We start from the raw sequence: 13,234 nt of genomic DNA, 5'->3' as shown, positions 1-13,234 counted from the left end.
GACACTGGTACGTCTTCATTGCTTTTGGCTACGGCTTCGCCGACAGGGCTGCGCCGAGCTTGTTGGCCTGAAGTGAGAACGTGTAGATGTCAGACTGCGAAGCGTGTAGCTGTTTCACTCCGGCTCTCAGCAAGCCGGCAGCCGTTGCGCGAACATTGCCCCTCGAACCTTCGAGCGCCCGACGTACAGCTTGGGCGAGGGTGTGCTGAGCGAGCTCCCCGAGTGTGACCGACCGGCCGAGCTGCGCGGTCAGGCTGGCCAGCTGCCCGGGGGTGTTCTGACGGGTGGTGCTGAGATGCAGCCTGTGCTGGGCGTCGGCAAGCTTGTTCTCCGACTGGTGCAGAGCGGCGAGCAGGTGATGCAAACCGCGCGATGGCAAGCCGTTGCTCAATGCTGCATCGACCCTTATCGCTGAGTCGTAGGAGAGCACGATCGGGATGACAGTCTGCTGCCATCCGCTGAAAGCGGATTGTTCCACCGTTTGAGTTGCGCGGGTTCCGCTCGCCAGCCCGGCGACCCCGGCGCCGATGTGGGGAGCGGCGGCGGCGACGATGAACGCTGCGGAGAGTAGCCCGATGTTCGACCATGCGGTCATCGAGCGCCACAGTGACCGTCGCGAACGACCCCCACCCCGGAGCATCCGGTGGAGGAGTGCGACGCCCAACAGCGAGATCAGGCCTGCCGCTGCGCCAGTGACGAGCGCAGTCAGCAGCGCTGCTGGTGATCGGTAGCCCGTAGCTGGCCGCTGTAGGGTGGCGTCTGCCAGGGCAGCGATGAGGAGCACGCCGACCAGGGCTGCGATGGCGGTGAGCCCGGTAGCCGAGCGGGTGGCGCGTGGCCTTGACGGCGTCCGTGGATAACCAGCTTCATCGTCGGGGATGCGAGAGGCAGGCCGGATCCCAGCCGACTCAACCCGTGAAGGTGGGAGACGTGAGCCGTCGTTCATCTGTAGAAGTTCCTCAGCTTTACGGATGAGGCAGGGACGAGACGCACAGAGCGGGTTGCGACAGTCATCCGCCGGTGAGCATGCGCGCATGGTCGGCAAGGTTCACGAGCGGCTCTGCGAGGAGCCCGAAGCCGACGGTCGCGGTCGTGGCGACGACGAGCGCGAGGGACAGCGGCGCCGAGCGCCGAGCGGGGAGAGAAGCCGGGTCGGGCGGGTCGAGGATGGCTGGCGCGATGACGCGTAGGTAGGGGTAGAGCGAGACGACCGTGTTGAGGATGGCGATGACGGCGAGCCATGCCTGGCCGGCGCCGATTGCGGCCTTGAACACTTCGAGCTTGCCGAAGAAACCCGAGAGCGGCGGGAGGCCGAGCAGCGACAGGAAGGAGAGCACGAGTGCGGCGGTCCACCAAGGGTGGCTGCGCCCGAGGCCGCGGAAGGCGTCGAGGTCGGCCGAACCACGCTCGCGCTGCACCGCTTGTACGACAGCAAACGCTGCGAGATTAGTGGCGGCGTAGGCAAGCGCGTAGTAGACGAGGGCGGCGAGGCCTAGATGGGAGTGGCCGAGCGCGGCCACTCCCATCAGCAGGTAGCCGCTTTGGGCGATCGAGGAGTAGGCGAGCAGGCGAACGACGTTGCGCTGCGCCACGGCGGCGAGGTTGCCGAGCGTCATCGTGGCGGCGGCGATCACGGCGATCGCCGTTGGCCACCCGACGGTGTTGTGGGGCAGTGCGAGCATCATCACTCGGGCGAGGGCGATCAGCCCGGCGAGCTTGGGCACGACCGAGAGGTAGGCGGCGACCGGCAGCGGCGCGCCGTCGTAGGCGTCGGGAGTCCAGAAGTGAAACGGGACCAGAGCCGCCTTATAGCCGAGCCCGACCAGCACCAGGGTGGTGGAGGCGATCACGGCGACGGCCGGAGCGTGCGGAAGAGCACGGCCGATCACGGCGAAGCTGGTCGAGCCGCCGAGGCCGAACCACCAGGAGAGGCCGTAGACCATTGCGGCGCCTGAGACGGTGCCAAAGATGTAGTACTTGATCGATGCCTCGCCCGCCGTGGGCGAGGCGCGCCGGTAGCCGGTCATCACGAACGTCGCGAGGCCCAGGGCGGCCAGCGCCAGCGCCAGCAGTGCGGCGTCGGCGGCGGCGCCGAGCACTACGGCGGCCAGCGAGGCGAACGCCAGCATCGCGTAGAGCTCCCCCTCCCGATCAGTGCCGGCGACCGCGGGGCGCAGCAGCGCTACACAAACGGCGCCGACTACTCCGACCAGCGCGGTGAACACAAGCGAGAGCCCGTCGACGGCGATCGTGCCGGACATCGTGAGGCGAAACCCGCGGTCGAGCCACACGTACGCGGCCAGGCCGGCGGCGGCCAGATGCATGGCTCCCACCCACCATGCGACGAGCGCTTGGCGGCGGTGGGGGAGCACGATGGCCAGCAGGACCGCTCCGGCTGCCGCGAGCGTCAGCGCGCCGATCGGGGAGAGCCAGACGAGCTCCTTGAGCATCTCATGCTCGGCGCGCTGGGCTTGGGTGAAGGTGCCGCCGTTTGGGCTCATCTAGAGCCCGCCGGCGAGCCAGTGGGCAGAGTCGATCACGTAGAGCACGAGGCGGGGGTAGAGCCCGAGTGCAACGAATAGCGCAACCAGCGGTGCGACCGCCATCACCTCGCGGCGGCGAAGGTCGGGAAGCCGCGCGAGGCGCTCGGGCAGCTCGCCCATGAAGGCTTGCTGTAGCGCGCGGAGGAACAGCGCGGCTGTGAGCACGATCCCCACCACTGCGACTGACGCGATCGCCGGGTAGACGTCGAAGGTGCCGAGGAAGATCTCAAGCTCGGCGGGGAATTGGGCGAGCCCGGGAAGCCCGAGCGAGGCGAAAAATGCCAGGGCGGTCAGGCTGCCGTACCAGGGCATCGCGCGCAGCAGCCCCGAGAGCTGTCGCAAATCGCGCGTATGGGCCCGCTCCTTGATAAACCCGGCGACGAAGAACAGCGTGCCGGTGACCAGGCCGTGGGCGATCATCTGCAGCACCGCGCCATCGATCGCGAGGTTCCTTGCTCGCCCGGAGATTCCCGTCGCGGCCGCGGCCGCGACGCCGATCACGACGTAGCCCATGTGGTTGATCGAGGTGTAGGCGATTAGCCGCTTCAAATCGCTCTGGGCCAGCGCCAGCAGCGCACCGTAGAGCGCTGAGACCAGCCCGAGCAGCGCCACCGCCAGCGCGTAGCGATGAAACGCCCCCGGCAGCATCTGCAGGTTCACCCGGATCAGCCCGTAGGCCCCCATCTTCAGGAGCACGCCCGCGAGCAGGACCGACCCGGAGGTCGGCGCCTCGACGTGTGCGGCGGGCAGCCAGGTGTGAAACGGGACCAGCGGCGTCTTGATCGCGAAACCAACGAAAAACGCCAGGAACACCAGCGACGCGCTGAGCCCGTCGCCAGCGAGCGGGTGCTCGCGCGCGAGACGGATCATGTCGAAGGTGTGCGGTGATGAGTCGAGGTAGAGCGCGATGATTCCGAGCAGCACCGGTAGCGAGCCGACCAGCGTGTAGAGGAAGAACTTGATCGCGGCGTAGCGACGGTTCTCCTCCCCCCACAGCGCGATCAGGAAGTACATCGCCACCAGTGTCAGGTCAAAGGCGACGTAGAAGACGACAAAGTCCTCAGCCAGGAAGAACGCGAGCGTCGAGCCCTCGAGCAGCAGCAGCATCCCGGCCGCCGCGCGCGACAGCGGCCGCGGACCGACGCCGTAGACGATGCTGACCGCAAACAGGACCACGGTGAGCGACGCCAACGCCAGCGACATTCCGTCCACCCCTACCCGCCAGGAGACCCCCAGCGTCGGGATCCAGGCGGCGTGCTCGACCAGCTGCATCCCCCGTCCGGTATCGAATCGAGCCCAGGTGACCGCCAGGCAGGCCAGGCTGACCGCGGTCGCACCGAGCGCCAGCAGCCGCGGGGCACCACGAGCGCAAGCTGGCAGCAGCGCGCACAGCAGCGCGGCCAGCAGCGGTACCGCGATCGAGAGGCTCAGCCACGGCATCAGCTAAAGCGCCGCCAATGCCACGATCACCGCAACCGCGACTGCGCCGAGCACCGCGTCGCGCAGGTACTCATACAGCCTCCCGGACTGAAGCCGACGGCTCGCCGCGCCGCCGCGACCAACCGCCGCGGCCAAGCCGTCGACGGCGGCATCGACACCACGGCGCTCGATCCACTCCGACGCGCGCGCGGCGGCAAGGGTGGCAGCAGCGGCGGCATCGACGCCACGATCGAGCCCGCGCAGCTCGAACGCCGAAAGCAGCCTGGAGGTCGTCGCGACCGGGACCTCGACCGCGAGGCGCTGCAGCGCCGGCGTGTAGAGCTGGTGCTCGGCGGCACCGCGCACCGCCGCGGGAACGCGCGGCGCGAGCAGCACGATCACGCCGCCGCCAACTAGCGCCGCCAGCGACAGCGCGAGGCTCTCGCCGGTGCTTGGAAGCGAGCGAGCTCCGAGCAGCCGCGCGAGCGGGCCGCCGAGCACACCGCCGCCCAACGAAGCGACGGACAGCGCCGCGACCCCGCAGAGCATCCACATCCGCCCGGCCCCCGTCTTTGAGCGCCCCGCCCCGGCGCGATCCCACAGGATCAGCGCCGGGCGCAGCAGATACGCTGAGCTGCCGGCGGCCGCCAGCAACACGAGCACGAACCAAGCCGTCCTCGGCTGCGCGGCAGCGACGATGTGATCCTTGCTCCAGAACGCCGCCAGCGGCGGGACCGCGGCGATCGACAGGGCGCAGATGACAAAGCCGGCGAACGCCGGCCGGTCGTCGCGTCCGGCGCCGCGCAGCTGCTCCAGCGCAACCGAGTCCCGACCGTGCTGGAAGACGCCGGTGGCCAGGAACAGCCCGGCTTTGCCCACTGCGTGGGTGACCAGCTGGAAGATCGCCACGGCCGGAGCACCCGCGGCGGCGGCAACGAACATCAACCCGAGCTGACTGGCGGTGGAGCCGGCCAGCACGCGCTTGAGGTCGCGCTGCGCCAGCGCGATCACCGCGGCCGCCACGGCGGTCACCGCGCCCACCCAGCCGACAAGCTCTAGCGGCCAACCGGCCAGCAGCATCCGCGAGCGCACCAGGAGATACACGCCCGCGGCGACCATCGTCGACGAGTGCAGCAGCGCGCTCACCGGCGTCGGACCTGCCATCGCCCCCGCCAGCCAGTTCTGAAGCGGCGCCTGCGCGCTCTTGCCGATCGCCGCCAGGACCAGTCCGGCTCCGACGATCGCGCCCAGCCCGCCCCCCGGCCGGAGCTGACCGAACGCCAGCGACCCCGTTGCGGTGAACAGCGCCAGCACCGCAAGATAGAACCCGACATCAGCGCTGCGGGTCGTCAGGAACGCCCGCACCGCCCCCGGGGGTGCCGCCGGATCCTCGCGGGTGTAGGCGATCAGGCGCGCCGAGAGTGCGCCGACGAGCTCCCAGAAGATCAGCAGAGCCAGGTAGCCGTCGGCCAGCACCAGCCCCTGCATCACCGCTAAGAACGCGAGCAGCCCCGACAGGGCCGAAGCCCGCCGCTCATCGCGGGCGAAGTAGCCGATCGAGTAGACCAGCACGACTGCGCCGACACCGGCGACGGTCGCGGCCATCGCGGCCGAGAGTGGATCGAGCCGCAGCCCCACTCCAAGGCCTTCGCCGGGCAGCCAGTGAAAGTCGCTGCTTGCCCGGCTGCCGGTCGCCGCGCCGGCCAATAGCAGAGCCGGAGGCACGGCCGAGGCAACAGCAACGGCGCCGGCTACTGAGGGGCTGCGCCGGCCGGTCAGCCGCACGACGAGCGCGCCCAGGCCCGGCAGCCCGACTGAGAGCCACAGCAGCACGGTCATCAGCCGCTCAGCTCCGTCAGGTCGTCGGCCTCTGAGGTGCGGCGGCTGCGGAACACGCTGACGACCAGTGCGAACCCGACCGCGCCCTCTAGTGCCATCAGCGTCATCAACACCAGCACGAAGAAGTCCCCGCTGGTGGCGTGCGGATGGGAGTAGCGCAGGAACCCCACGACGTTGAGCATCGCCGCCCCCAGCATCAGCTCGACACCCATGATGATCATGATCGTGTTCGTCTGGCCAAGCACTCCGTAGACGCCCACGCCGAACAGCAGCGCGGCAACCGCCAAAACGACCGGCAGCGAGATCAAGATCGCTCCTCCGGCGGGCTGTGTTCGCCGCTCTGCTCGTCACCGGCCGCCGGCAGACCGAAGCGGCCACCATGTTTGGCCAGCAGCACCCCGCCGACCATCGCTAGCAGAATTGTCATCCCGGCGAACAGGAAGCTGATCATCGAGCGGCCCATCACCTCAAAACCGATCGCACGAACGTCAGGCGCGCCACGGCCGACGACCCGCGCCGGCCAGTCGGTCAGCACCGCCACCAGCCCGAGCGCAGCCGTGACCGCCACCGCGACCGTCGCCGAGCGGCGCTTGTCGTGGGTCATGTCCATACCCATCAACCCCCCGGGGTCTGGCATGAACATGACCATGAAGAACACCATGATCACCATCTCACCGCTCATCATCAACAGCTGCAGAAACCCTAGAAAGCGACTGCCCAGGGCAAGGAACACCAGCCCCTCGATCGCCAGCGACGCGAGCAGCAGCAACCCGGCGCGCGCCATCGAGCTGGTGATGAACACGAACACGGCAGCCGCCAGCATCAGGCCCACGGCCGGCCAGAACACGATCGCGGTAGCGAGATCGCTCATCGATAGAACAACAACGTCAGCAGGCCTGCGTACACGATCGCCAGCATCGACAGCGGATTGGCGACCCTCCACGCCAACGACAGTGCCCGGTCGACCGCGACCCGCGGGAAACGCCGCCCAGCCCACAGCAGCAGCCACGCCACCGCCGCTGTCTTGAGGCCCATCCACACCGCCGGCGGCAACAGCGGCCACTCCCAGCCAGCCAGAAACAGCGCCGCCGTCATCCCCGAGACCGCCAGCAGCAGCACGCGCTGAGCCAGCGCCACGAGCGCCAGGTCAAGCCCTCGGTACTCGGCGAACACTCCGCCGAAAAGCTCCCCACCGGCCTGTGGCAGGTCAAACGGCGGCAGAAAGCAGACAGCTGTGACCGCCGGCAGCCACAACGCCAGCGCCAGCGGTTGTGCCACCGCCATCGGCACCGCGTGCTGAACGCGGACAATGTCGGTCGGGCGCAGGGACCCCGCGGGCGCCGCCACCGACGTGATCACCATCGCCAGCGGCATCGCGTAAGCCAGCATCAGCGCCACCCACCGGAAGCCACCGAGCACCGCCAGCGGCCGCCCCGCACCCCAGCCCGCCATCACCATTGCCGGCGTCACATACGCCAGCGCCGCGACGAACAGCAGCGCCCCCGCCTGCAGGTCAATCCCGCGGAACCCCGGCGCCCACGGAACCGTCGCCAGCGCCACCACCGAAGCTAGCACCAGCAGGGAGGGGGCGAGGTGAAACAGCGCGCTATCACAGCTCTCCGGCCGCTGCAACGGCGACCCGAGCATGATCCGCAGATCCCGCAATGCGCGTCCCGGCGCCGGACGCTGGCCCGCCACCAGCTGCTCAAGAAGCCAGACCCCGGGCGCCGCCGCCAACGCCAACCCGACCACCGCCAGCGGAGTGAAGTAGCTCACGGTCCCACCTGCCAACCCGAAAGATCAAAGGAGGCCAGCACCACCAGCGCGGAGCCCCACTCAAGCCCGACCGCCGCCCGGGAGGCCACCCGCAGCACCGCTTCCCGCCCCGGCGCATCGACCCTCAAGCAATCGCCGACGCGGCGGGCGCGCAGCGGCCCGCGCGGTCCCTCCAACGTCACCCACTCGGCTTGCGCATCGCCCCGCCCGGGCCGGCCGCTGTAGGCATGGGCCAACGACCCACGAGCCAGCTCGACCGCGGCAACCGACTCCGCGACGCGCAGCAACGTCCGGGCCAGCGCGTCTCCGCCCTGGCCCGAGACCGGTTCGAACCCCAGCTCGCGATAGAGCGGATCCTCGCTGCGAGCATCTCCACCGACACCCGAGGCCCTGGCAACCGGACCGGTCAGGCCGGCCGCACGTGCCTCGGCCGCGCCCACAACGCCTCGCCCCGCTGTCCGGCTGGCCAGCCGACGGCCGGCACACAGACGCTGCAGTCGGGCCAGAGCTTCGGACGCCAGCTCCAGCTCCCGTACAGCCGCGAGCTCGTCACCCGGTTCGATGGCGACAGCACCAACAGACACCCGATCCGCCCCTCCTTGGCGGGCCAGCGACGCTTGCGCAGCGAGCAGCGGAGCGACGGCGACACGCGTCGCTTTCACCAGTTCACCCCAACCCAGCAGCCGCGCCAAGCTGCGCAGCCAGGCCAGGTGACTGGTCGCCCGCTCGATCTCGACACGCACCATCCGCAGCCACACCCCGGCTGTGTCAGGCGGCTCGCCGGCAGCCGCCGCGCTCGCGAGCACGGCCGCCCAGGCACGCGGCTCAAGCGGATCGGGAGGCGGACCGCCCGGCTTCAGCCGGACGGCAGGCTGGCGCAGGAGCGCTCGCAGGGTGCACTGCGCCACCACATCCCCATCGAGGGTCACCTCGGCTACGAGCCCCGCCACCATCGGGCTCATCAGCGGCCCAAGCGAGACATCGATCGACTCCATCACCAAACCATCGCCAGACGGCTCGCCCGTGATCGCCATCATGTCCTCGTGGTCGCCACCGTCACCGTGGTCGCCACCGTCACCGTGGTCGCCACCGTCACCGTGGTCGCCGCCGTCACCGTGGTCTCCGCCGCCACCGTGGTCGCCATGACCGTGGCGGTGGTTGGCGTGGTCGTGCGCGCGATCATTTCCGTGCCCCACGTCCTCCTCCGCCGCAGCCACCGATCTCGCCAGCTCCGAAACTGGACGGTGCATGACCGGCGCCGTCGGAGCCAGCTCGCTCAGGCAGGCGGCCAGCGGCGCCCCCAGCACCGCCGGCATCGGGTCAGGGACCAGCACTCCCCGCACTGCTCCCCAGTCGAGCACGGGTTCAAGCCCATCCGACGCCGGGTCGAACCCCCAAACGAGCCACGACTGCTCGTCGGGAACGATCAGGGCCGGGGAGGCGGTACTCCGAGCGGCGGACGCTAGGACCACTCCAGCGCACCCTCACGCCAGGCGTAAAGGATTCCAAGTCCCAGGACCGTGAGAAAGAACCCGACCTCGCCGTAGGCAATCACGCCCATCGCGCGGAATACCACCGCCCACGGATACATGTAGGCCATCTCCATGTCAAAGGCGATGAACAGCAGCGCGAACGAGTAGAAGCGGACGTGGTACCGAGGCCACGACGGCCGCTCACCCGCACGAACTCTGCGCACGCCACGGCGCAGCAGCGTCGCCGCATACGCCGCCGCCAGCAGCCCAACGACGAGCGCCATCAGCACGAAGAGCAGCCCAACCGCCCTCACGTCAGCCAGTTGCTCCTGAGAAGGCCGCACCCACGTGACGCGCCTGTCGTGACGCGGGTGCGCGTCCCGCTCGACGGGCAACTGCCCCTCTGCCTCGCGGTGGCGGGTGCAGAGCGCGCGGAATCTCCATCAACGACGATGGCGCACTCGGCTGAGCAGAAGGTGTAGGCGTGCTCTTCGTGAGCGCGGTGCTCGCTGCCGTCAGCGGGTGGACGGCCAGGCGGCAGACAGGCTCGATCGTCGGAAGGCGCGCCGCGGCTGGTTGAGCGGCTAGCGTGAGCGAGAACAACGAGACCGGCTCGGCGACGTCCTTCGGCTGCTTAGCCTCGAGAGACCTGGTCGTGAAGCCGTCGCCGTGAGCGTCGGTCAGCGCCATGACGGCGAGGTCAGCGAGCACGAAGGTGGGCCAGAATGTGCTTCGCGGGCAGCTGACGGTCAGCACTGCACGAACCTAGCACACCCCCCTAGGGTATGGGCTACCATGTGCGACGTGAGCGAGGAACCCACGCCCCGGGGCTACTCCGCGACCAAGGATCAGCTAAAAGCCCGGCTGCGGCGGATCGAAGGGCAGGTGCGCGGGGTCGAGAAGATGGTCGATGACGAGCGCTACTGCATCGACATCCTCACCCAGATCTCCGCGGCTCAGGCAGCACTCGACAAGGTCGCACTCGGGCTGCTCGATCAGCATGCCCATCACTGCGTTCTCGGTGCCGAGGCGCTCGAGGATCGCGACGAGAAAACCAAAGAGATGATGGCGGCCGTAGGACGCCTGATGCGCCGCGGCTGAGTATCACGACTGCCCGGCGCCCCGCTGGATAGCTGGAGACCCAGAGGAATGTCGATCGCTGCTGCCCCTGGCGGGGGTATAACCTCCGGGCTCGTTGCCAACGTCGCCTCCGAGATACGTGCCGGCTGCCGGCCGTGCCGCCTTCACCGGGATCTATGACAGGGTGATGGCCCTCACGATGCGCGAGGGCGTCTGGCGGCCCGCGCTCACCCATGCCGTGCTCGAGAGTTTAAAGGATGGCGGTGTAATCGTCGATCTCGGCTGCGGAACCGGAACTCAGTCTCTTGCTCTGGTCCGCGAACGGCCGGACCTGCAGATCATCGGCATTGACGGCGACCCCGACGCGATCGCGATTGCCGCCCGCAAACCGGGTGCCGAAATGCTCGACCTCCGCCTCGGAGATGCGCGGGCAGTGGAACTCCCAGACGGTAGCGTCGATCGCATGCTGCTCGTACTCGTCCTTCACCACCTTTCGGGCGAGGGAAAACGCACGGTCCTCAGCGAGGCCAAACGCTGCCTGCGGGCGGACGGGCAGCTGCACATCGTGGACTGGGGCTCTCCAGCCGACCCGTTGTCCAGCGCCGGCTTTTTGGCGCTACAGCTGCTCGATGGCTCTTCCGGGACACAGGACCATCGGACCGGACGCTGGCACGAGCTTCTCGCTGCCGTCGGACTGGGGGAAGTGCAGATAGAACAGCGCGTTCGCACCCCGTTCGGCTGGCTGGAGCAGCTGTGGGTGAGCGGTAGCTGAGCCCGCGTGAAGTGCCGCGCTCAGCCGCCGGCGGGGTCGCTCCGGCTCCTTTGCTGCGATGCCTACAGGGCATCCGAACTGAGCATTCTCCGTAACTGCTCCATCCAATCGGTCGCATCGAGCCACAACAAGGCGGCTGGTAGGCGAAGCAGGATCGCGAGGCACAAAGGCATCGGACGGGCCTTCGGCGCGCCTCCCGGTCGCCGCGGCTCCCCACGTCAGTTGCGGACGCTGCGAAACTGCCGCAGGCGCAGGCTGTTGGTAACGACGAAGACGCTGGAGAGCGACATCGCGGCTGCGGCTGTCATCGGGCTGAGCACGCCAGCGACCGCCAAGGGAATCGCCGCCACGTTGTAGGCAAACGCCCAGAAGAGGTTGCCCTTGATCGTGCTCAGGGTGCTGCGTGCCAAGCGGACCGCGTCGACCGCCGCACGCAGGTCTCCCGAGACCAGGGTGAGGTCAGAGGCCTCGATCGCGACGTCTGTTCCCGTACCGATTGCGAGGCCGAGATCTGCCTGGGCGAGGGCGGGAGCGTCGTTGACGCCATCACCGACCATGGCCACGATCTCGCCCTGCTCCTGGAGGCGGCGGACCTCGGCTGCCTTGCCATCTGGCAGCACCGAGGCGAGGACCTGCTCGATTCCAACCTGGCTGGCAATTTGCCGGGCAACGCCGGATGCGTCACCGGTTAGCAGCACTGGTGTCAACCCGAGATCCTTCAGCTCTTGGATCGCCTGGCGGCTCGTTGGCTTGACGTTGTCGCTGACTATGAATACGGCGCGGGGAAGGTTTTCCCAGCTGACCTCGATTCCCCCAGCGCCGCGACCGACATGCACCTCTCGCCCCTCGACAACCCCGCTCACGCCCACCCCTGGCTGGTTTCTGAAGCCCTCTACCGCCGGTAACGCCCCGAATTCGGCGCGTGCCGCGGTCACGATTGCTCGGGCGACTGGATGTTCACTGGCTTGCTCAACCGCGGCAGCGAGCCGCAGCGCCTCGGCTCTCCCGGCGCCGTTCAGCGGGCGGACCGAGACGAGCTCAAGCTTTCCTTCGGTGATCGTGCCGGTCTTGTCCAGCACGATTGTGCTGACGCGGCGGGTCTGCTCGAGGATCTCCGGGCCTCTGATCAGAATCCCTAGCTGGGCGCCGCGCCCGGTGCCTACCATCAGCGCCGTTGGTGTCGCCAGCCCCATCGCGCACGGGCAGGCGATGATTAGAACCGCCACGGCCGCGGTGAACGCGTGCGCCGCACCGGCACCTGACAGCAGCCACCCCGCCCACGTGGCCAAGGCCAGGACGATCACGATAGGCACGAACACCGCCGCAACGCGGTCGGCGAGCCGCTGCACAGGTGCCTTTCCCGTCTGCGCCTGTGAGACCAGCCGGGCAATCTGCGCCAGCGCCGTCTCCTCACCCACACGAGTGGCCCTTACCAGCAGCCGGCCGTAGGTGTTGATCGTGGCGCCGGCGACATCGGATCCGGGAGATATCTCGACCGGTAGTGACTCGCCGGTCAGCATCGACTGGTCCACGGCCGAGTCCCCCTCTTCCACAACGCCGTCGGTGGAGATCTTCTCCCCCGGCCGCACCACGAACAGGTCGTCAACCGCCAACTGGTTGACCGGCACAAGCACTTCCTCTCCATTGCGCAGAACTCGTGCCTCCTTGGCCCCCAGTTCAAGGAGGCCCCGGATCGCCGCGCCGGATCGACGCTTGGCGCGCACCTCGAACCAGCGTCCGAGCAGGATCAGCGTCGTGATCACCCCAGCCGCCTCGAAATACGTCTGGGCGGGGATCCCGCCAATCAGCACGACAGTCGACCAGGTCCACGCCGCGACCGTTCCCAGCGACACGAGCGTGTCCATGCTCGCACTCAGGTGACGCGCGCCCACGACTGCAGCCCGGTGGAAACCAAACCCGCACCACCACACGACCGGTGTCACCAGCGCCAGAGCCAGCCACTCCCACCCCGCGAACTGGAGGGGCGCGACCATCGCGACCAGCGCCACGGGCACCGTCAGCGTGACCGCCACCGCCAGCCGGGACCCGAGGCCGCCGCCACGGCCCTCTTCTGTCGCTTCGTCGAGCAGCCGCGCTCGATAGCCTGCGGCCTCAACGGCCTGTATCAGCCGATCAAGCCCGGTCTGCGCCGAGTCGTAATCGACTGCCGCACGCTCGGTCGCGTAGTTGACCGACGCACTCACCCCCTCGAGCTTGTTCAACTTGCGCTCGATCCGTGCCGCGCACGACGCGCAGGTCATCCCCTCGAGCGCCAGCTCCGTCCGCTGACGTTCACCGAGGCCACCGACCGCTGGCTGGTCGACGATGCTCAT

At 68.8% G+C, this 13,234-nt stretch carries 12 protein-coding genes; 2 read left to right on the top strand and 10 right to left on the bottom strand.

The genetic code is table 11. From position 1 onward, the window contains the following. Nucleotides 1-28 precede the first annotated feature (28 nt). The 9 genes from M3M55_RS05525 to M3M55_RS05485 all read right to left on the bottom strand — a co-directional run bounded on the left by M3M55_RS05525 (nucleotide 29) and on the right by M3M55_RS05485 (nucleotide 9,363). On the bottom strand, nucleotides 29-595 hold the full coding sequence (locus M3M55_RS05525; protein WP_249011829.1) for a hypothetical protein: 567 nt from the start codon (nucleotides 593-595) through the stop codon (nucleotides 29-31). Nucleotides 596-1,010: 415 nt separating this feature from the next. Next, nucleotides 1,011-2,501: an NADH-quinone oxidoreductase subunit N gene (locus tag M3M55_RS05520; protein WP_249011828.1), complete on the bottom strand. Its 1,491-nt coding sequence runs from the start codon at nucleotides 2,499-2,501 to the stop codon at nucleotides 1,011-1,013. Continuing rightward, entirely contained in the window at nucleotides 2,502-3,983 is a 1,482-nt protein-coding gene (locus M3M55_RS05515; RefSeq protein ID WP_249011827.1) for a NuoM family protein, read from the bottom strand. 3 nt (nucleotides 3,984-3,986) lie between these two features. Further along, nucleotides 3,987-5,801, bottom strand: a complete 1,815-nt coding sequence (locus M3M55_RS05510; protein ID WP_249011826.1) for an NADH-quinone oxidoreductase subunit L — start codon at nucleotides 5,799-5,801, stop codon at nucleotides 3,987-3,989. Next, the gene (gene nuoK, locus M3M55_RS05505; protein WP_249011825.1) at nucleotides 5,801-6,109 is read right to left on the bottom strand and encodes an NADH-quinone oxidoreductase subunit NuoK; all 309 of its coding nucleotides are present in this window, start codon (nucleotides 6,107-6,109) and stop codon (nucleotides 5,801-5,803) included. The genes M3M55_RS05510 and nuoK overlap by 1 nt, the downstream gene beginning before the upstream one ends. After that, nucleotides 6,106-6,672, bottom strand: a complete 567-nt coding sequence (locus tag M3M55_RS05500; protein WP_249011824.1) for an NADH-quinone oxidoreductase subunit J — start codon at nucleotides 6,670-6,672, stop codon at nucleotides 6,106-6,108. The genes nuoK and M3M55_RS05500 overlap by 4 nt, the downstream gene beginning before the upstream one ends. After that, a complete protein-coding gene (locus M3M55_RS05495; RefSeq protein WP_249011823.1) occupies nucleotides 6,669-7,577 on the bottom strand; it encodes a complex I subunit 1 family protein in 909 nt (302 codons plus the stop codon). The genes M3M55_RS05500 and M3M55_RS05495 overlap by 4 nt, the downstream gene beginning before the upstream one ends. Further along, nucleotides 7,574-8,893, bottom strand: a complete 1,320-nt coding sequence (locus M3M55_RS05490) for a hypothetical protein (protein WP_249011822.1) — start codon at nucleotides 8,891-8,893, stop codon at nucleotides 7,574-7,576. The genes M3M55_RS05495 and M3M55_RS05490 overlap by 4 nt, the downstream gene beginning before the upstream one ends. Before the next feature lie 146 nt (nucleotides 8,894-9,039). Beyond that, nucleotides 9,040-9,363 (bottom strand): NADH-quinone oxidoreductase subunit A, encoded by a 324-nt coding sequence (locus M3M55_RS05485; RefSeq protein ID WP_249011821.1) that lies wholly within the window; start codon nucleotides 9,361-9,363, stop codon nucleotides 9,040-9,042. Nucleotides 9,364-9,844: 481 nt separating this feature from the next. Here M3M55_RS05485 and M3M55_RS05480 point away from each other — a divergent pair, with 481 nt between their 5' ends. Together M3M55_RS05480 and M3M55_RS05475 are read left to right on the top strand one after the other, a co-directional pair. Beyond that, the gene (locus tag M3M55_RS05480) at nucleotides 9,845-10,150 is read left to right on the top strand and encodes a metal-sensitive transcriptional regulator (protein ID WP_371878729.1); all 306 of its coding nucleotides are present in this window, start codon (nucleotides 9,845-9,847) and stop codon (nucleotides 10,148-10,150) included. 166 nt (nucleotides 10,151-10,316) lie between these two features. Further along, complete coding sequence (locus M3M55_RS05475; protein ID WP_249011819.1) at nucleotides 10,317-10,901, top strand: class I SAM-dependent methyltransferase; 585 nt, start codon at nucleotides 10,317-10,319, stop codon at nucleotides 10,899-10,901. Between the two features lie 218 nt (nucleotides 10,902-11,119). On the opposite strand, the gene M3M55_RS05470 is transcribed toward M3M55_RS05475, so the two are convergent. Beyond that, complete coding sequence (locus tag M3M55_RS05470; RefSeq protein ID WP_249011818.1) at nucleotides 11,120-13,234, bottom strand: cation-translocating P-type ATPase; 2,115 nt, start codon at nucleotides 13,232-13,234, stop codon at nucleotides 11,120-11,122.

The sequence above is a fragment of the Conexibacter sp. DBS9H8 genome, assembly GCF_023330685.1.
Classification (GTDB): domain Bacteria; phylum Actinomycetota; class Thermoleophilia; order Solirubrobacterales; family Solirubrobacteraceae; genus Palsa-465.
This window is presented reverse-complemented; position numbering and strand designations above follow the sequence as displayed.